The sequence below is a fragment of the Acidisoma sp. PAMC 29798 genome, assembly GCF_030252425.1.
Classification (GTDB): Bacteria; Pseudomonadota; Alphaproteobacteria; order Acetobacterales; family Acetobacteraceae; genus Acidisoma; species Acidisoma cladoniae.
Map to the genome: position 1 here is coordinate 3,879,928 of NZ_CP126994.1, position 19,062 is coordinate 3,898,989.

15 protein-coding genes are annotated in these 19,062 nt (G+C 61.6%); 3 read left to right on the forward strand and 12 right to left on the reverse strand.

The window, feature by feature from the left end; genetic code table 11:
• Window positions 1-37 precede the first annotated feature (37 nt).
• From tagH to tssA, 12 genes are all read right to left on the reverse strand, one after another.
• Window positions 38-1,399 (reverse strand): type VI secretion system-associated FHA domain protein TagH, encoded by a 1,362-nt coding sequence (gene tagH, locus QP803_RS18680; protein WP_284944989.1) that lies wholly within the window; start codon window positions 1,397-1,399, stop codon window positions 38-40.
• The gene (locus QP803_RS18685) at window positions 1,400-1,936 is read right to left on the reverse strand and encodes a DUF6931 family protein (RefSeq protein WP_284944990.1); all 537 of its coding nucleotides are present in this window, start codon (window positions 1,934-1,936) and stop codon (window positions 1,400-1,402) included.
• 77 nt (window positions 1,937-2,013) lie between these two features.
• The gene (locus QP803_RS18690; protein WP_284944991.1) at window positions 2,014-3,969 is read right to left on the reverse strand and encodes a type VI secretion system Vgr family protein; all 1,956 of its coding nucleotides are present in this window, start codon (window positions 3,967-3,969) and stop codon (window positions 2,014-2,016) included.
• 2 nt (window positions 3,970-3,971) lie between these two features.
• Window positions 3,972-5,180 carry a serine/threonine-protein kinase gene (locus QP803_RS18695; RefSeq protein WP_284944992.1) on the reverse strand — a complete coding sequence of 403 codons (1,209 nt, stop codon included), beginning with the start codon at window positions 5,178-5,180 and terminating at the stop codon, window positions 3,972-3,974.
• A 1-nt stretch (window position 5,181) separates the two neighbouring features.
• On the reverse strand, window positions 5,182-6,318 hold the full coding sequence (tssG, locus tag QP803_RS18700; RefSeq protein WP_284944993.1) for a type VI secretion system baseplate subunit TssG: 1,137 nt from the start codon (window positions 6,316-6,318) through the stop codon (window positions 5,182-5,184).
• Window positions 6,315-8,150 (reverse strand): type VI secretion system baseplate subunit TssF, encoded by a 1,836-nt coding sequence (tssF, locus tag QP803_RS18705; protein ID WP_284944994.1) that lies wholly within the window; start codon window positions 8,148-8,150, stop codon window positions 6,315-6,317. The genes tssG and tssF overlap by 4 nt, the downstream gene beginning before the upstream one ends.
• 3 nt (window positions 8,151-8,153) lie before the next feature.
• The gene (gene tssE, locus QP803_RS18710) at window positions 8,154-8,651 is read right to left on the reverse strand and encodes a type VI secretion system baseplate subunit TssE (RefSeq protein ID WP_284944995.1); all 498 of its coding nucleotides are present in this window, start codon (window positions 8,649-8,651) and stop codon (window positions 8,154-8,156) included.
• A 10-nt stretch (window positions 8,652-8,661) separates the two neighbouring features.
• Window positions 8,662-9,477: a type VI secretion system accessory protein TagJ gene (locus QP803_RS18715; protein ID WP_284944996.1), complete on the reverse strand. Its 816-nt coding sequence runs from the start codon at window positions 9,475-9,477 to the stop codon at window positions 8,662-8,664.
• A 24-nt stretch (window positions 9,478-9,501) separates the two neighbouring features.
• A complete protein-coding gene (tssC, locus tag QP803_RS18720; protein WP_284944997.1) occupies window positions 9,502-11,049 on the reverse strand; it encodes a type VI secretion system contractile sheath large subunit in 1,548 nt (515 codons plus the stop codon).
• Between the two features lie 10 nt (window positions 11,050-11,059).
• Window positions 11,060-12,547, reverse strand: a complete 1,488-nt coding sequence (tssC, locus tag QP803_RS18725) for a type VI secretion system contractile sheath large subunit (RefSeq protein WP_284944998.1) — start codon at window positions 12,545-12,547, stop codon at window positions 11,060-11,062.
• Between the two features lie 3 nt (window positions 12,548-12,550).
• On the reverse strand, window positions 12,551-13,057 hold the full coding sequence (gene tssB / locus QP803_RS18730; protein WP_284944999.1) for a type VI secretion system contractile sheath small subunit: 507 nt from the start codon (window positions 13,055-13,057) through the stop codon (window positions 12,551-12,553).
• A gap of 250 nt (window positions 13,058-13,307) precedes the next feature.
• A complete protein-coding gene (gene tssA / locus QP803_RS18735) occupies window positions 13,308-14,438 on the reverse strand; it encodes a type VI secretion system protein TssA (protein ID WP_350356039.1) in 1,131 nt (376 codons plus the stop codon).
• Window positions 14,439-14,549: 111 nt separating this feature from the next.
• On the opposite strand from tssA, the gene tssH reads away from it, so the two are divergent.
• From tssH to QP803_RS18750, 3 genes are all read left to right on the forward strand, one after another.
• Window positions 14,550-17,204 (forward strand): type VI secretion system ATPase TssH, encoded by a 2,655-nt coding sequence (gene tssH, locus QP803_RS18740; protein ID WP_284945000.1) that lies wholly within the window; start codon window positions 14,550-14,552, stop codon window positions 17,202-17,204.
• A 13-nt stretch (window positions 17,205-17,217) separates the two neighbouring features.
• Window positions 17,218-17,694 (forward strand): Hcp family type VI secretion system effector, encoded by a 477-nt coding sequence (locus QP803_RS18745; protein ID WP_284945001.1) that lies wholly within the window; start codon window positions 17,218-17,220, stop codon window positions 17,692-17,694.
• A gap of 94 nt (window positions 17,695-17,788) precedes the next feature.
• Window positions 17,789-18,841, forward strand: a complete 1,053-nt coding sequence (locus QP803_RS18750) for a hypothetical protein (protein WP_284945003.1) — start codon at window positions 17,789-17,791, stop codon at window positions 18,839-18,841.
• Window positions 18,842-19,062 lie beyond the last annotated feature (221 nt).

Genomic DNA, 19,062 nt, shown 5'->3' on the forward strand with positions numbered 1-19,062 from the left:
CGTCTCTCCCGATGGGTTTCTTGGCGAGATGATGCGATCAGCCAAAACGGTCCGCCTTCTCACGAGTTTCCCCGTCCTGGCTCGCCTGAGCCTCCGACATCACGCGCTCATAGGACCGCGCGAAGGCCTTGCCGAAGATGCTGTCGAAATCATCCGTCAAAGCCGCGAGGATGTTTTCATGATGCTGCTCGAAGGTGGTCCAGGCGCGCGCGCGGCGCATCGTCGGGATCACGTCGGTCCTTTGGCCACCACTCGCGTCCATCAAACGCTGCGGATCATATTGGGCAAGCAAATCGCGCACCGCATCCCGCATGGCGGTCATCATCGCGACCTCATGCAGCCGCATATCCAGAAGCGCATCCGCGACCGCGGCCTCCGGCGTCAGATCGCTGCGACGACCGATATTCAGCAACGCCGCGAGCGCATCTTCGTCATCGGTCGCGAATTTGAGTGGATTGTTGCCACTCGCGCGGATCATCGTCTGTTCGATGCGGAACTCGCCCTTGATCGAGGCACGGGCGATCATGATCCGCCGCAAGCCGTGCACCATGGCGCGAAAAGCGGCGCCAAGGTCGCGCAGCGTGCCCGCGGAGCCACCGGCCAGCACCACACCCGGCGGCAGCGTGACACCGGCGCCCTGCAGGAAGGCGGCAATGGCCGCATCGGCATCGGTATTCAGCTCAACGGGTTCCGCCACGACCACGGGCGCTTCCGGTTCCACCGGCGCCTGTATCGGGACCTCGATCGGCGCCATGGGCGCGGGCGATGGCGATGGCGCCAGTGGCGGGCCGCCTTCCTCATCCCAATCGCGCGGAAGCAAATCGGCCGCCGCTGCCGGCGCGCGATAGGCGGCGTCGAGAAAGCCCCGATCCTCGATGACGGGATCGGCACTCAACTCCGCCTCACCCACGGCGAGCGGATCATAATGCGCCGCGAGGCCGATCGGCGTGTTGACCGCTAAACCAAGCGGATCGAGCGGCGCCGCCGCGAAGGGATCACCGATCAGCCGATCCTCCGCATAGGTCGTGGCATCGGCCCGCGCGCCTTCATGCGCGGTTGCTGGCGCATAGAGCGGCACTTCGGCCGCGCCCTGCATCGAGACTTCGATCTCGTACGAGCCGAGCAGAATGCGGTCACCGTCCCGCAAACCGCGCGGCTTGCCACGGATCGGTTCGATCTCATGATTGAGATAGCTGCCGTTGGTGCTGGTATCGATGATTTGCCAACCGGTGGTGCCGAGGCTCACCACGAAATGCCGCTTGGACAGAAAGCGGTCCGGATCTGGAAGCACCCAATCATTCTTGGGATCGCGGCCGACCGAAAACTCTCCGCCTGCAATGTGCCGAGTCTCCGGTGACACACCTTCGGGGCAGCGTAGAACGGTCAAAGTCAGCGTCATCTAAGCCTCGTTCGCCGGTGGCAAATGCCCGGCGCCTCCCTGGTCGATATCGCGCGCGCTTTCGAGGAAATGATGCAGCCGGAGTGGCCGCCCCTGGGGCGCACCCCGAAAGCTCGCCATACGCACTGCGTTCTCCACGGTCTGACTGAGTTGCGCCGCCGCGGCGGTTGCAGGCATCGACAGCGTCGCCTCAGCTCCCGACCAAAAGACCGCGAGGCCCGCCAGGGCTTCCGCCGATTGAAACTGCGCGCGGCGCGCGGCGGCATAGGCCCGTGCCCGATGCGCGCTCGTCGGATCACGCACCCAGGCCTCCGCCGCCTCGCCCGCCGCGATATCGGCGGGAAGCCGTCCCTCCGCCGTCACGGCATGGCGCGCACAGCGGCAGGCCCACCACACCGCCTCACGCGGCGGCAAAGCATGGGCCGCGAGACAGAGGGCGGCGTCGGCGAGATCGGCCCGTTCAAGCCGTCGCAGAAGCACAGCCGAACCCGGATGATCCGTGATCAGCGGTGACATATCATCAAGTTTGAGCTTCAACCTGATCCAATCGGGCGACATCGACCGTAGCTTGCCGACCGGAGGCGCGCTCTCAACTGTGGATATCGCAGCGGACATCATGCGTCCGTCGCGGCAGTGACGGTGGCATCGACGATCGCATCCTCCACCGCAACCTCCTCCGGACTCGGAATGACGGGCACGGTCGAAAAGATGTCCGGCGCATCCATCAGGATCATGCCGGCGGCCGTGGTCGTCACGATCCCCTCGGATTGCAGATCGATGATCGGCGAGGTGACCGATACCGCCGCATCGCCCACCATCCCAATCATCACGCCATTGATCCTGATACCCGTCGGCGTCATCGAAATGACGTTCGCACCGACCCGCAGCGTCAGTGCGACCGCCGCTTCGATGGTGACTTCGCCGGTTTCGCTGGTCAGACTGTGATTGCGCGTCACCACCACGGTTTCGTCGCGCTCCACGATCACGGAACGATCGCGGCCGACGGTCAGCTTCTGATCCTGCTCGACCTCGGTCGTCATCTGCTTCTGCGCATGCATGAAGAGCAGCTCATCGCCCTTGCGATCGTCAAAAGACAGTTCCGAATAGTCCTGCGTTCCGCCGTGTAAAGTGGAACGACTGCGAAAGCCTTGTCGCGTCTGCTCCTCCGGGATCGCGAAGACCGGCCGGAAGTTTTGATTGTAGAAGGACCCAACCACAACAGGTGAATCGGGATCGCCATCCATGAAGGACACCGCAACCTCCCCCCCAACGCGAGGGAGATGCTGCCAACCCCAGGTATTGCCAGACCAGGGCTGCATCACCCGCACCCAGGTGGCCATATCCGCCACGGTATCCTTTCGGCGATCGAACAGCAGCCGCACTTTGATGCGGCCCAACGAGTCCGCATGAATCTCTTCGCCCTCATTGCCAAGAACGACGGCCGAAAAAATGCCCGCCATCACCGGGCGACTATTGCGCGCCGGTTCCCGCCAAGGCGTTTTCTGCAAGAAGGCGACGAAGTCGTTCTGATAATGCGGCTGTGTACCGCCGCCGATCCAGGTGTCATCCGTGGCATCATGCGTGACCGACCGCAACGCATAGTCGATGCCTTCGGCTTCGGTGAACGGGTCTTTGGCCAGCGTGAAGCGACGGCCGGGACAGAATTCAGGATCATAGCCATGGCCATGCCGGAGGGACGACATGGCTTCGGAGGACTCAATCCCGAAGCGCGCCCGATCACCCGCGATCTGGTTGTCCCGCGTCAGAGCGGGCCAATTGAAGATATTCCGCGTTCCTGATCCCGCGATCGGCAAGGTTGTCGTCTGTTGGCCATAGATCGGCGCGGAAGGCCGCGTCGGATCGTAGTCCTGGAGCATGACCTCACCCGACGCCGTGCCCTGGCTTTCACTCCACTCATCGAAGACGTCGATGTTATTGCCAGCATGAATGACCCAATGCAGCGGGTCCGACACGGGTTTGAACGACTCGTTGCGGTCCGTGACGATCAGCGTATGGGTCGACTTGGTATGTTCGAAGACATAGAACCACCCACTTTCCCGCATCAAACGCTGCGCGAAATCGAGATAGGTTTCGTTATACTGTGTGGTATATTCGCGAACCGGCTTTGCACCATAGATACGAAACTCGACCGGGCTGACATTATGCTCAGCGAACAAGGTCTGCAGAATTTCCTGCGCGGTCTTGTTTTGGAAGATGCGACAATCCTCCGACTGGCTCAGGAACCATAGGCGCGGCCGGATCTCCAACCGGTAGAGCCAGCGCGATCGCTGCGCCATGCCCACGGCACTCATGCTATAGACGATACCGTTAAAATACCTGTCCGCATGCGGAAGCTTGCGAATCGTCAAGCCGATGGACTGATAGACCAGCTCGCTCGGCTGAATGGCCCGCTCGGTCGACACCACGGTGAGCGTGATCTCGAAGGGTTTGCTGATTTCCTCATGCGCATGCAAACCCACGCCATGCAAAGTGCTCTGCTGGATAGGCAAGGTGTCATCACCCAGCGGAGATGTCAGCAACAGAAGCGGTTGGAGCTGTCCGCCGGACATGATCAATCCTCCTCCCGTTGCTGCCAAGATCCAGTGAGGCGTGTCACGATACCACCGATAGTCGACACTCGCCAATGTGCGGACTTTCTCAACTCTGCTGCCGCTGACTTAGCCCTTCTGGTGGACAGCCAATTCCGTTCGCGCTTTGCGCGCGATGACACGGATGTTTCACGCAACGGCAATGCGGATGCCATGATAGGCGCGATCTCGGCCGCAGGCCTTGGGGTGTCAACCTCAGCCGGGGCACCAACGGGCAATGTCGTCAACCGGACCGTGTCGATCTCGTCGCGGTCGCCGGTGGCGAGCGGCGTCGGCGTTGCATAGTCGAAGAGCGCAAAACCGCCCAGATTGCGCATCCCGAACAGGATGGGCGGCGCATCTTCCTCCAAGGGAACCGCACGCAGGGCCTCGGTGAAATGCGCGACATCGGGGAAGCGGTCCTCCGCTTTCTTGGCCATGGCGCTGTCGATGAGAGCGCCGACCGCGACCGGGAGATCGGGGCGGAGCGTCGTCAGCGGATGGTGCGGCTGATTGATGAGTTTGAAGATCGTATCGGTATAGGCGAGCCCTTGGAAAGGGCGCTCCCCCGTCAGCAGCTCATACAGAACCGCGCCCAGCGAAAAAAAATCGCTACGATGATCGACCGCGCCGCCTATGCATTGTTCCGGCGACATATAGCTCGGCGTTCCGATCATCAATGGAACACCCGCAGGCTCGGTGCCCGCCAGGCGTGAAATGCCAAAATCTGTGATTTTCACGCGTGCCGCGCGGGTGAGAAGGATATTGGCTGGCTTGATGTCACAATGAACGATGCCTGATGCATGCGCATCATTCAGCGCGTCCAGTATATGCAGGGCGATATGGGCGGCTTCCGGCATCGAAAGCTGGGTTCCGCGCGCAACCGCCCGATTGAGCGGAATGCCGTCGATATATTCCATCACGAGATATGGTTGGTCACCGGCGAAGGCAAATTCATGGACGCCCACGATATTGGGATGGCCACACAATCCGATGATCCTCGCCTCGTCGCGGAACCGGGCCAGATAGGTGTCGCGGTCCGGACCGGCGAGCAGATCGGTACGGATGACCTTGATGGCGACCGCGCGACCGATATGCGGGTCATGCCCCTTGTACACTACCCCCATGGCGCCGCGCCCCAGCAGCGACAGAACCTGGAAACGACCGATGCTGTCAGGAAGACGTGCTTCCACGTCAATGCCCCATCCGCTCGACGAGGTCCGCCTCGAAGACCGCCTCGGCTGCATCCTCGGGACGCGGGCCATGATAGGGCATCCAGGTGTCCCATCCGAGGCGGGGACCGCCCGTGGCTGTCATGACCAAAGGCGGCACCGCCTCGCGCGCGAGAACGGGATTGACCGCGAAGGCGGTCTCGAAACCGAGGAAGGCGCGCACCAGCGCTACCAGGCGCTGCAACAGCCGGCCGCTGGGCAGCAGGGCGCGGAACCCTTGCAGAGACAACGGTCCGATGCGCAGCACGATGCGTGATTGCACATCCCAGCAGCGCGCGCCGGCTGCCGCGTCGCTGCCGAGTTGATTGAAGGACGGCGCTGTCTGGCCGTTTGGCAAGGTGACCGGCAAAGCCGATCGTTCCTCGTCACGCAATGGCAGCCACATCCCCGCGAATTGCTCTATCTCAACCGGCTGCCCCAACCAATCCGTCACAATCGCCTGCAACCGCACCGCCGAGCGCGGATGCGTGGCGAAGTGCCCCGAAAAATGCGCGATGGGGTCGGGCTCTATGCCCAGGCGCGACAACAGCCCCGGTGTTCCGTATCCACACAGCGCCAAAAGCACGGCGGTCACGGGGTCACGGGCCTCCGCCGTCTTGGACAGCGCGGCTGCAGCCGCGACACGGTTTGGCCGGTATTTGAACCCGGCTTCGGCAAAGAGGCCGATCGGGCGTTGCGCCAGAAGATCAAGAAAGGCGCCGAGCGCGGGGGATCGTTTGCGTTGCTCAGACACCACCAAATCGGAATAAGGCCGCGGCAGCACGCCGGAGGGACCGGTCAACCCGATGGGCGAGACAGTTGCGTGGAAACCCGTCGCATGACGTTGCACGGTCAAGACATCCGCCGCCGGAAACGCGAGCCCAACCGGGGCGTGGAACCGCACGGCCCGGCCGACATCCTGCCCCGCAGCCTGCACCAGCACCATGATCGCGGCGTCGAAGGAGAAACGCTGCGGCTCGCGCATCAGCCGCTCCACCAGGCTCGGCTCCACGGCACGCGTACGCGGCACAACGGCGACGGACTGCGACGCGGGCAGCGTCTCGACCTCCTGCTCCGCCGCCGGCGGATCGGCCGCCGGACATGCGACCAAACCGCTCATAGCAACACGCGCGATCCAGCACGCGGCGGAAAGCGCGCGACGGTGCCGACCCTGCCCTGCAGTACGGCCGTTGTCCGCACAAAGGAGTTGACGGTGGCATGCAGCGCCAGAAAGCGTTCTAGCACGCTGGCCATGAGATAAAGACCGGATGAGGTCCACAGCTTGGGATCGAACATCAACTCGACATCGAGACCACGGCAGAAGGCGCCGGGCCGCGCGCCCGGCACGCGGGCGGTGCCGCTCGTTGACGTAACGCCGACCAATCCCGCGATGGCGTTGCGCGTCTCGGCACTCTCATGCGGATCATAGAGCCGCAGCATCTCGCGTAGACTATCGGCCCCCGCCGGCCCGCCGACGACGGAGAGGTGGCTCAGAGACAGATGAGAGATCAAACGCCAGGCCCGGCCATCGTGCAGTTGGCCGCGCAACGAGGCCGTCGGCGGCGTCAGACAGGTGAGCCCGGCCACGGAACTCAACCCCTCCGACAGATGGAGACGCGGCTGGTCCCCGCCGAAGGGCAGACGCGCCGGCAGATCGCGATTGCTGCACATAGCATCGATCGACAAGACCGTATCGGCGGGGCGATCGACCGACAATGCGGGATCCATGGGCGCGAGATAAACCTCCGTGCCACCGATCGCCGCCGCTGCCTCCCGCCGAACCACATTGTAAAAACCGGCCGGCGGCTCATCGCCATCGTCGAGACGAAGATCATGCGGCGCATGGCGGTAGAACGGGCGCCACGGGCGGGATGAGCCGTCACCGTGCAACTCCCGCACGCGCTCGATGCTCCAAATCTCAAGGCTGCGGGCGCGGCGATGGTCAGCCGCGACATGATATTCGATGCTTTCGTGGGTGAGCGCGAGGGGTTCACAGCGGCGCGGGAATAAATTCACAATCGGCACGCAGCCGGCAGCCAGTGCATCCGGCCGCAGGGACCGTTCCAATTCCGGCATCGCCCGATCGAGATAGATGAAGATCTCCATCCGGTTTCGGGCATGCACCATCGTGCGCGCATCAAGCCCAAGAAAGTCGATGAAGAGAAACTTTTCCGGCAATGCGAAATATTCCGTCAGCAGACGGAAACCGGAAAAAGATCGTGACGACCAGGGATACAGCGCCTCCTCATCCGCGAAGCCGGCCGGCTGAATGGCCGCTGCCGGCAGCAATGTCGGATTGGCATCATTAGGCCCATCCGCAAGGGCGACGCCGACGGCGTTGCGGCAGATCAACTCATAGAGTTGCAGGCTCTGCTCGATCGGACCGCGCAGATAGAGCCGCAGCCGGTCAATTTCGAGATCCGCGAAACTCGCCTCGGGATCGAGGGTTGTAAGCGCAAAACGGAGGGTCGCGCGCGCGCCGCGTGCCTGGGTATTGACCGGGGCCACGAGCGGCAGGCCGGTCAGCCGCGCGCCGTCCACCGCGATCGGCCACAGCGTGACCTCTGCGGTCGTGCTGAAGCGACACGGTTCGCCCTCGATCGGATCGGTCTCGACCGCGGTCCCGCGCGGCACCACCACAGGCACGCGCAAATCCGGCTGACAGGTCAATCGCGCAATGGCCGCCGATGGGACCGGCGCCAGATAATGCGGATAGAGAATACCCAGAAGCGCATCGGTGAGTTCGGGAAATTCGTCATCCAGCCGCCGATGCACGCGGCTGGCCAGAAATGCGACACCTTCCAGAATGCGGCCGACATGCGGATCATCGACCGCATCTTGGCTAATGCGCAAGCGGCCTGCGGCCTTGGGATTGGCTTCCCCGAATTCGGCCGCGAGTTCCCGAAGGGCGGCCAGTTCCCGGTCGTAATAGGGAAGCAGGCCGTCAGTCATGCGTCATACACCGTTCCTGAGTTGCAGAACCATCTGCGCGGTCGAGATATTGACCACGGTATCGAAGGCGATGCGCGCGACGATCGGTTCGACTTGCAATAGCGCGTCGATCCGCAATCGCAACACACTGCGAAGGCGGTCCGGCTCATCTGCCAGGTGGACATGGACCTGCGCCAGGCGCGGTTCCATCCGGCGGATCGTCGATTCGATATCCTGCCGCAGCGCTTCGCGCGGCTCATGATGATTCAATGCCCCGGAGGTGAAATCCGGCACGCCATAATGAAAGCTCGACATGCGGAGATGGCGCAAGTGAGCCGGGACGCTCTGCCAAGGCCGATGCGCGTTCAACAACGCTTCGAGATCGCGATGCACCGCGTCGCGCAGGCTGCGCAAGGCATCGGCGGTCGGATCGCTGTCGCTGTCACCCAGCAAGCGGTCGAGCACGGAGGTTCGCACACGGCGGGAGGCCGCATAGCTGCCGGCTGCGCCCACGCGCCTCACAGCGAAGACCTCATCCGATCACCAGGGTTCCAAGATCCTGGACCGCGACACCCTCGTCACCGACGAGCAGCAGGCGCTGGCCCCGACCACGGATCAACGCCTCGCCGGACCAATCCGTCTTGCGACCGACCGCGAACAGCCCATCGCTCTCAGGCGACGACGTGACATAGGTTGTGGGCACATAGACATCGCCTTCCGGTCCGCCCTGGATCGACATGGCGCATTGCCGCCAGAACAGATCGCGAAGCCGCTGCGGCGGATGAAACATCGCTTCTTCGATGCGCTCGAAGGGAACCCAAAAGTAGCGGCCGGAGACCGTCAAAACCTCTACAAAGCCCGCGCAGACGTCGTCGGTATCGCGGATATCGTCAAAGGCCACGTCATTGTGTTGTCCCGCCACCCGGGGCCTCACCGCCTCGGCGTCTTGCGCGGCTTCGGCCGCCGCCGCGTCATCTCCGGCGAGCACCGCGACGAGCGACTTGAGGTACAAGGTCAATGCCGGCGTCGGCTCTCCAAGAAATTCCGGCAACCGCCCTTCCCGCCAGGTTTGACGGCGCATCGTCTCCGCGCGCAGCAATTGCCGAAACGGCGCGATGCCCGGAGACAGTGACATGTCGAGGGCTTCCATCGCGTCCAAGGTTTTGTCCGCACGCTCGAACTCACCCGCGAAAAGCAGCAGCTCGGCCAAGAATAACCGCTTGCCGGAGTCCGCCGGCGCATCTCGCACCGCGGACCCAGCCATGGCGATCGCCTCGCGCAAGTCTCCGGCACGAAACAAATCCATGGCGGACTGGGAGGCCGCCGTCGTCATGCTTTGATCCGTCATAGTCACCTCTTGCTGCGGCCGCCGCTAGGTCTGCATCTTCGCGCCAGGCACCACGAACTCGGTCGCGAGCTGGAACGTCGTGTCGATATCGTCGAGCTGGTAATGCGGTTGCAGATGGATGATGCAACCGAAGGTTCCCGGTTTGGCGACATCCGGAACAACCCTGATCTTGCTCGAAACGAGCGGATGGCGGGCGCGGCTTTCCGCGTCCCCTCGGCTGCTTCCGTTCGTGTAGCTACCAAGCCAAGCCTGCAATCGGCGTTCGATTTCGTCCGCCGTCAGGAAAGCGCCGACCATCTCTCGGCCCATGACCTTGAGATAATGGGCAAAGCGCGAGACGCAGAGCATCCCGTTGATTTGGGATGAGAGCCGGGCATTCGCGGTCATTGCCGTCGCGTCACGGGTCGCCGAATCTGGTGCCGGCGGCGCATGCATGCTGCGCACCGCCGAAAACGCGGCCTCGCTTCCATGCGGCAGAAGATTGAGCGGAATGATCCCGGCCTCTACCAAAAGATGGTCCTGTTTTTCCGTCAGCACCAGATCGAGCGACGGACGACACCACGCGCCATGGCGATCGGTGGAATAGGGCTCGCGCGCCAGATCCGGCACCAGCCCGCCGCCGACACGATCCGCGTCCACGCCCCTGATATCCGCCGGCCAACCGAACTGCGCCTGCGCCCGTATGACAATCGATGCAAAGGCGTAGCCGCTGACAGACCAAACGCGATCCTGGGGCCGGGGGGCATATTCCTCATAGTGCCAGCCGTCGCGCGCGGAATCCGCCATCCACACCGGCCGCGCCAAGACCCGCGGCAAGGTGATGCACAAAAAGCGCAAGTCCGCACTCACTGCCAGACTGCGCCAGCGTCCATGATCGCTGTCCCGCAAAGGCGCAGACGGATCCAATGACAAAGCCAGTTCCTCAAACTGATCGACACCCAGAAGATTGGGCGACGCTGCAACCACCACGGGCGCAAAGGCCGCCGCCGCCAGCGATGCCAAGGATGCGAGTGCCGTCACATCGTCGGTCGGTCGACCATCGGTCGGAAGACGCCGCGCGCGTCGATGGCTCATCTCATGATCGATCACCAGAAGTCCGAAAGGCTCACCGCCAGGGCGGCCGAACTCATCCTCATAGATCTTGCGAAACAAGTTGCTCTGGTCGAACTCGGGTGCCCGATCCAAGTCGTCACACAGCTCCGCCCAACGCATATTCAGCACGCGCACCCGAATGCGTGAGCTCGGATCGATGCCACTGACCAGCCAATCCAGACCGCGCCAGGATCCCTCAAAGCGCTGCAACCTGGGTTGGTGCAGGATCGCATCGAGTTGAGCCGCGATCATCCGATCGATCGCCACGATGTCCCGATCCAGGACACCACGCAGCCAATCTGCATTGCCCCGAGTCGCCGCCAGTCTGCCGGCTCCAAACCAGTCGATCAGGCCGCTGACACCAGCGCCGAGAAACGCCACCAGTCTCTCGACTGCGCGATCGGCATCACGTTTCAGAAATGCCGCGGCAAGCACCACATCGCGCAGCGGCAACTCGTCACTCGTGGCGCCTGCCACCATGAAGGACGAATCAGGCCTTCTCGGGAATGCGAGCAACCATCCGCAGGCTGGTCGTCAATTCTTCCATCTGCAACCACGGACGCATATACGAAATCGCGCGATAGGCCCCTGGACGACCGGGAATTTCACGAACTTCGACACGCGCTTCACGCAGCGGGAACTTCGCCTTGCTCTCAGGTCCGGCATTGTCATTGGTATTGACGTAATTTTTGATCCAGCGATTCAGCCAAATTTCGCAATCTTCGGCTTCCATGAAGGACCCGATCTTGTCACGCGCCATCACCTTCAGATAATGCGCGAAACGGCTGGTCGCCATGATATAGGGCAAGCGGGCCGAAATCTTCGCATTGGCCGTCGCCTCGGGACGATCGTATTCCTTGGCCTTCTGCGCCGTCTGCGCACCGAAGAACACCGCGTGATCGTGGTTCTTGTAATGGCACAAGGGCAGGAACCCGAGATTTGACAACTCATATTCACGACGATCGGTGATACCAATTTCCGTCGGGCATTTCGCATCCATGTCGCCGTCATCGGACTGGAAGATATGAGTCGGCAGATTGTCGACCTTGCCGCCACCCTCGGCGCCGCGAATGGCCGTACAAAAGCCGTAGCGCGCGAAGGCTTCCGTCAGCTTCGTGCCCATCACATAAGCGGCGTTCATCCAGCAATACTCGTCATGCGGCATGGCGAGCGGCGTTTCCGCTGCATCAAGCGGCGCTTCCTCATAGGCAAATTCGTCGATCGGCTTGGTCTGCGCGCCATAGGGCAGGCGTGCGACCACGCGCGGCATAACGAGGGAGACGAAGCGGCTATCCTCGCTATCGCGAAAGCCGCGCCATTTCAGATATTCGACAGTGTCGAAGATTTTGGCGAGATCGCGTGGCTTGGACAGTTCCGACCAGTTGTCGAAGCCGAACATATTGGCGCCAGCCGCCGAGATGAAGGGCGCGAAGGCAGCGGCACTAACGTTGGAGATCAGGCGCAAGGTTTCGATATCATCGGGGTGGTTGCCCCATTCATAATCCCCGATCAGCGCGCCATAGGGCTCGCCGCCCGGCGTGCCGAATTCGCTTTCATAGACCTTGCGGAACAGAAGGCTCTGGTCGAATTCGACCACGCGGGTCAGATCGCGATTCAGGTCACGTTTGGAGGCATTCAGCACCCGAATCTTGAGCATCGTGCCGGTTTCGCTGTTCTGAACGAGGTAGTTCAGGCCGCGCCAGCTTCCCTCAAGCTTCAGGAACCGAGGGTCGTGGATAATTTCGTTGAGCTGCTCGGAAAGCTTCTGGTCGATCTTGGCAATCGCCCGCTCAAGCGTGCGATTGAGGTTGCGATCGAAGGTCACCGTGCCGGCCTGCGCCTGCTGAATTAGGGCGCGGACAAGATCCTGGGCGCGATCGGGCTCGGTCTGGCGCGTCGCAGATACAACCTGCTGCAGCAAATCCGATGCCTCGGTCGCCGCAACTTCGGCGCCGGGCGTCACTTTTGATTGCGACATGGATCAGCGCTCCTCGGTCGCGTCAAGCTGATCTGACATCTTGCTCATGGTGCCGCCATCCTTGAGAATAGACTCGAGCAATAGCTCAAGTTCCTCTGATCTGTCGGCCTTGCTCATGAGATCGCGCAGCTTGTTACGCGTCTCCAACAGAGTCTTCAGCGCGGGAATCTGGTCGAGAACGCGCCCCGGCTCGAAATCCTCGATGGCATTGAAGCGCAGACTCACCGCAATTTCGGTGCCGTCATCCACCAGTTTGTTGGGAACAACGAGATTGAGGCCAGGCGTGAGCCGGTCCATGACTTCATTGAAATTATCGCGATCGATCTGAATGAATTTCCGATCCGCCAAGGGCCGAAGGGGCTGGGTCGGATCGCCAGAGAAGTCGCCGAGCACGCCGACAACGAAAGGCAATTCGCGAACCACCTGTGCGCCTTCGGTCTCGACCTCGTACGTAATATGGACGCGCGGGCGACGCACCCGGCTGAGCTTCTCGTGGATACTGGCGCTCATCGATGTTTCCCTAGCACAATAGTCCAATCATCGCGATCGACGAATGACTTGATTATGTTCGAGCCAAAACATTAACGCCCAGTTCGCTGCAGACACAACCATAGCGATTAAGACAATTTTAAGTCCAGAACTCGAACTCATTACGGTCAGTTAACGCAAGGTGCCGGAAATGGCTGGCTTTGCGGCGTCACCGTTTGTTGTCGCCTCTAAGACGCGGTTCGAGACGTTTTCATGACACTCGCTCGATCCACTATTCCTGCGCCGCACGGATTCCGAGTTGTGACAGGATCGCGCCCCGCATTCCGGCATCCGGCACAACCTCAAGCAAGAGCTCAAGCAATGACAAGCGGCCGCGCCGCACCGCCTCCTCCAATGTATAAGCAAGCGGAGAGTGTGGCTCATGCGTCCGGAAATACTCGGCGACCACGAGAAGATTTTGGAGCATATCTTCCCGCGTGACCGGCCGCCTGGCGTCTCCATTGGGCAGATCGCCTATTGCGCACACATCTTCGTGATCCAGCAACGTTCCCGTATCCGGTCCTTGCATATCCGCAACCGCAGCGCCCGATGTCATCGGCGCCAGTTTGGATGCCACACGCAGGATTTTTTCTAGAATGGCACCGACCCGGCTTGCCGGTGGCGCATCACGACCCAATGCCAACTCGGCAATGCGCGCGAGCTCTTGCCACCAGGCCAGGGCTGCGGCGGCGTCCGTAGCAAGCGCACGAAGGTGCTCCTGACCGAGAAGCTGAGCTTCGCTTTCCAAGTCATTGAGAACGAGCACACCTGACGCGAGACGCTTTTTCTTTCGCGCGGCATCCCCGATGCCCGCGACCTCTTCGGCTTGCTCATACTGCCAGAGCGTGATCGGCGTCTGATCCGGGCGATAAAAAAGAACGATCATGCGCAGAGGCTGCAGCAAAGTGCCGTCACCGCTGACACCATTGAGGCCCGCCAGCGGGATGCCGCGCACCTCATCGCCGCCTTCATCCGCCGAGGGGAAAAGCCCGTTCGACCAGAACTCTCTCATAAGGCCAGCCATCAACTGCGCGCCGAATGCGAGGCCAGGTAGACCATGTAAACGCAGGGACGCCTCCGTCATCCAGGCCGCGACTTCCAGATCCTTCCCACTCTCGCGGAGGATTCGGCGCGCATTCTCCTCGACGATACGCCATTGACCCTCTGCGCCCGCATTGCGTCCATCGTGATCGGAGCCACGTTCACTGGCACGCGCATCCGCGCGCGCGTCACGCAATCGGAAATACATCGATTGCGGCGATGTATCTGCGCGCGGATCGAGGCCTGAAGGCGCCTCGGGCCCGAAGGGTTCCAGCAGTGCTAGTACATCGAGCGATGTCACATCATCAACCTTCTGATTCACTGATAACGTCCTCGTATCGATGGGGATCGGTGTTACGTGACACTCAACTGTAATTAGTCCGCGACCGCTTCAGGCGCTAGGTGACATGACGCGGCGCATGCGGGAGTATCCATGGCGACCCTGGACCTGTCGATGCTTGTTACACGACTCAATGCCACGAGCAGGAAAAGCCTTGAATCCGCCGCGGGACTCACCGTGTCGCGCACGCATTACAATGTCGAACCGGAACATTGGCTGCTTCGGCTGATCGAAGCGCAGGACGCGGACATCCCTCTGGTGCTGCGGCACTTCAATGTCGATGAAGGTCATCTCGTTGCGGACCTTAATACCGTGCTGGACGGTATGAAGACCGGCAACGGACGCTCACCCTCGTTGTCACCAGAAATTGTTCGTCTCATCAAACAAGCCTGGCTCGCGGCATCCATCGGGCGCGATGCCGCCGAGATTCGCTCGTCTGATCTTCTGTTCGCGTTGATCGATGATGAGCAACTGTCCGCCGCCTTGCGTCGCGCCGTGCCCCGACTGTTCCGCATCGATACGACCATCGACCAGGCATCACTCGAGGCAATTCTCGCCCGAAGTGTGGAATCCGTCGGCACCCGGAAGCCGATGACGGCCGCACCGGGCGAGGCAACAGGACCCGACGCATCCCCCGGCCCGCATGGACCGGGTGCTGCGCTGGAGACCTATACGGTCGATCTGACGCGCCGTGCGCGCAATGGCCAGATCGACCCCATCGTCGGGCGTGACACGGAAATTCGCCAGATCATCGATATCCTGACGCGCAGGCGACAGAACAATCCGATTCTGGTCGGTGAGGCCGGGGTCGGAAAGACGGCCGTGGTTGAGGCCTTGGCGCTGCGCGTCGCCGCCGGAGATGTGCCGCAATCCCTGGCCACCGCCGTTATCCGCACGCTCGATCTCGGCCTCTTGCAGGCGGGCGCCGGCATCAAGGGCGAGTTTGAGAACCGCCTGCGTGCCGTGATGCGCGGTGTCGCGGCGAGCCCCTTTCCGGTCATCCTGTTCGTCGATGAGGCGCATACGCTCATCGGCGCCGGTGGCGCCCCCGGCGCGGGGGATGCCGCCAACCTCTTGAAGCCGGCCTTGGCGCGTGGCGAGATCCGCATGATTGCGGCGACAACCTGGGCTGAATACAAAAAATATTTTGAGAAGGACGCGGCACTGACACGCCGCTTCCAACCGGTCATCGTCGGCGAACCCGATGAACCCGCGGCGATAGCGATGATCCGCGGCTTGGTCTCCACCTTGGAAGCCCATCACGACATTCCCATCCTGGATGAGGCCGTAACGGCGGCGGTGCGCCTGTCTGCGCGCTATATCCCCAGCCGCCAATTGCCCGACAAGGCAGTCAGCCTGCTGGACACCGCCTGCGCGCGCGTGGCGATGACCCAGGCCAATGCCCCAGCAGCCCTGGAAGACGTCTGCAGGCGGCTTGGTCTAATCGAGACGGAGTGTGGCGTCTTGAGTCGCGAAATCGCCCTGGGCGGCGCCCATGGGGACCGCATGGCCCTTCTGGCCGCAGAACGGAACACGCTCCTCGAACGCGAGACCACGCTCACCACGCGCTGGGAGTCCGAGCGCACGCTCGTGGACGACCTTCGGACGTCCCGGCAGGCTTTGCTCGCGGCGCCCCCGGCCGATGAGGATGGTTCCGCGCGCGCCCGCTATACCGACTTGCGCAGCCAGTTGAGTGTCTTGCAGGGAGAGCAACCGCTGGTCTTCCCTGTGGTCGATGCGCAGGCCGTGGCCGAGGTCGTCGCAGATTGGACCGGCATCCCCACGGGCCGCATGCGGTCCGACGAAATTCGGACCATCCTCGATCTTCAATCGGCGTTGGCGCGACGCATTATCGGCCAGGACCACGCGCTGAAGGCCGTGACACAAGCGATCCAGACCTCGCGGGCCGGCCTCACCGATCCGCGCAAACCGGTCGGCGTGTTTCTGATGGTGGGCACCTCCGGCACCGGCAAAACCGAGACCGCCATGGCGCTCGCCGAGTTACTGTTTGGCGATGAGCAGACACTCACCGTCATCAATATGTCCGAGTTCAAGGAGGAGCATAAGGTCAGTCTCCTCATGGGCAGCCCGCCCGGCTATGTCGGATACGGCGAAGGGGGAATTCTGACGGAGGCTGTACGCCGCAGGCCCTATTCGGTGATCTTGCTTGACGAGATGGAGAAGGCCCATCCCGGCGTGCAGGATGTCTTCTATCAGGTCTTCGACAAGGGCCACATGATGGACGGCGAAGGTCGCGCCATTGATTTCAAGAATACCATCATCATCATGACGTCGAACGCGGCGTCGGACATGCTCACGCGTCTGTACGCGGACGAGGAAACGGCACCCGCGCCTGAGGCTCTGGCCGGGTTGCTGCATGATGAATTGGCGAAAGTCTTCAAGCCAGCATTTCTCGGGCGCGTTAAGCTCGTACCTTATAAACCTCTGAATGGCTCGGTTCTGCGCGGGATCGTTGTTCTGCAGCTAGACCGCATCAGCCAAAGATTTCGCGCGCGCTTCGCGACAGACCTCGTCTTCGATCCCGCTGTGATCGAGGCTGTCGCCCTGCGCTGCACGGAGAGCGCGGTCGGCGCGCGTGCGATCGAGGCAATCTTGTCCGATACGCTATTGCCGGAACTATCGACACGAATGCTCGCTCAGATGTCTGAAGGGCATGTGATCGAGACCGTTGCCGTCGATTTGGATACCACTGGCGCATTTCGATACGCACTGAACCGCGTATCGTGAAACAGGAGCTCACATGGCAATCTATATGCAATTCCCCGGCTGTGACGGTGACGTTACCGAATCAGGGCACACGAGCTGGATCGAGCTGACCGGCTTTCAGTGGGGCGTCGGACGCGGCATCTCAAGCGCCGTCGGCTCCTCCGCCGAGCGTGAATCGACCGCGCCGCAGGTTGATGAAGTCACTGTCAATAAGGACAATGACATTTCAACCGGCAAGCTGATGACCCAGGCGCTTTCGGGCCATGGCGCTACCGTGCAGATCGACTTCACGCGCACCTATAAGGAGGCGCAGGAGATCTACCTGACGCTCATTCTGACGAACACCATCATCAGCCATTACAGCCATCAGTCGCGCGGCGACCGCCCCGGGGAGACGCTCGCCCTGAACTTCACGAAGGTGCAGTTCACAACGAAGCAGATGTCCCCGGACGGCACGCAGGGCAGCCCGGATCACGTAATCTACGATCTGTCCACCGCCCAAACCTCCTAAGACAGACGCATGAGGCCGCGGTCTTGCGCCGCGGCCTCATGCGTTTCGTTTCGTCAAGCCGCTGCCGGTGATCTCAGCAGAAGTGAGTGTGGGTATGGAACCTTACAAATTCGGCTTTACAAAGGGCGCTGTTAAGCCACACACCTTTCATGCGGGCTTTCTCCCCGACAAGGCTGCTCAGGCGCGGGCCCTCAAGGAGTCCGGTCAAGGCGATCTCGATCTTTATGATCTGCTGGCTGAGGCCCTGGCGGCAGGCATGGCCGCATCGGGGTATGGCATCGAACACGCTTATAAGGCCGTCGCCTCCATTCCAAAAATTGGCTTGGATGGCATGAAGGCCCAGGATATGCAGGAAAAGGGTGTTGGCAAGACATCCGCGAAGCGGAATCCCCTCATTGATGACGCAACAGGTGACAGTCCCGTCACGCATAAATACTTGATAGCCCGTCGATACAAGAAGATCGGCGGCAATGTGTTGCAGGGTGTCAGCAGTGCGCTGAGCGCCGCGCCGCCCACAGCGGTCAATATTCCCGGCACCATCTATCACGGCCAGGCGGTTGCATTGACAGCGGTCCATATCGCGAAGATTGAGTATATCTCTAAAAAGTACAGTAAGACTCAGCACAACAACGACCAAATCATTAAAGACTGGTGTTTGCTGATCCGCACCATGAAGTCGATCAAGATCGCAGTACGCGGCACCCAGCTTGTGGGGTCGGTTATTCCGCATGCGTCCATCCCGACCTCCATTCTGTCGGCGGTGATGAAGTCAGGGATCAAGCTGACCATGCCGGGCGCCTGTTACGCGGCAGCAGCCCAGTTGCAAGCCCTGGCGTTTCAAGAACAGGGCTTCGGTTTAAGACACACCCCAGTCCGGTCTTCGACCTTTCAGCCAAATGAGCGCCTGCCGTCCAAGACCCCATCCCGGACGTCATTCAAGCCGGCACTGCCGACCATTCAGGAAGACCGCGCGTTCACACCACCACCTCGGATAACCGGCCCGGACGCGGGTCCGGCATCAGCTGTGATTTGGGAGATTTTCACCAAGCGTGGCGCCACCCGGTTGCTAGGAAAATACGATGTCGCGGCCTTGATCCGCGAACCGGCGGGGTGGATGGCGCTGGCGGATAAACTTCTCCTCATTTAGCAACGTGAGTGGGGTACGCGCCTGGGGATCGACCGATTAAGGCTAGGTCTTTGACCGTCTGCCGGCGTGTTGATTCTTAAACTGCACAGGCCTGAGGTCATTAAGGGCTGAGTGCAACTTCCGAGAATTATTAAGCTCCGCGATAAATCGCGCAAGGTCGGCCGCGAGTTCGGTCTCACATCTCCTTCGGATCATGCTCTGGAAGGCGATGACGATCTCGC

Bases quoted from the DNA above. Each gene is read 5' to 3' on its own strand.
- QP803_RS18745 (WP_284945001.1), top strand. From the start codon at position 17,218: ATGGCAATCTATATGCAATTCCCCGGCTGTGACGGTGACGTTACCGAA.
- tssG (WP_284944993.1), bottom strand. From the start codon at position 6,318: ATGAGCGGTTTGGTCGCATGTCCGGCGGCCGATCCGCCGGCGGCGGAG.
- tagH (WP_284944989.1), bottom strand. From the start codon at position 1,399: ATGACGCTGACTTTGACCGTTCTACGCTGCCCCGAAGGTGTGTCACCG.
- tssC (WP_284944998.1), bottom strand. From the start codon at position 12,547: ATGTCGCAATCAAAAGTGACGCCCGGCGCCGAAGTTGCGGCGACCGAG.
- QP803_RS18750 (WP_284945003.1), top strand. From the start codon at position 17,789: ATGGAACCTTACAAATTCGGCTTTACAAAGGGCGCTGTTAAGCCACAC.
- tssC (WP_284944997.1), bottom strand. From the start codon at position 11,049: ATGGTGGCAGGCGCCACGAGTGACGAGTTGCCGCTGCGCGATGTGGTG.
- tssH (WP_284945000.1), top strand. From the start codon at position 14,550: ATGGCGACCCTGGACCTGTCGATGCTTGTTACACGACTCAATGCCACG.
- tssF (WP_284944994.1), bottom strand. From the start codon at position 8,150: ATGACTGACGGCCTGCTTCCCTATTACGACCGGGAACTGGCCGCCCTT.
- QP803_RS18715 (WP_284944996.1), bottom strand. From the start codon at position 9,477: ATGACGGATCAAAGCATGACGACGGCGGCCTCCCAGTCCGCCATGGAT.
- tssB (WP_284944999.1), bottom strand. From the start codon at position 13,057: ATGAGCGCCAGTATCCACGAGAAGCTCAGCCGGGTGCGTCGCCCGCGC.
- QP803_RS18690 (WP_284944991.1), bottom strand. From the start codon at position 3,969: ATGTCCGGCGGACAGCTCCAACCGCTTCTGTTGCTGACATCTCCGCTG.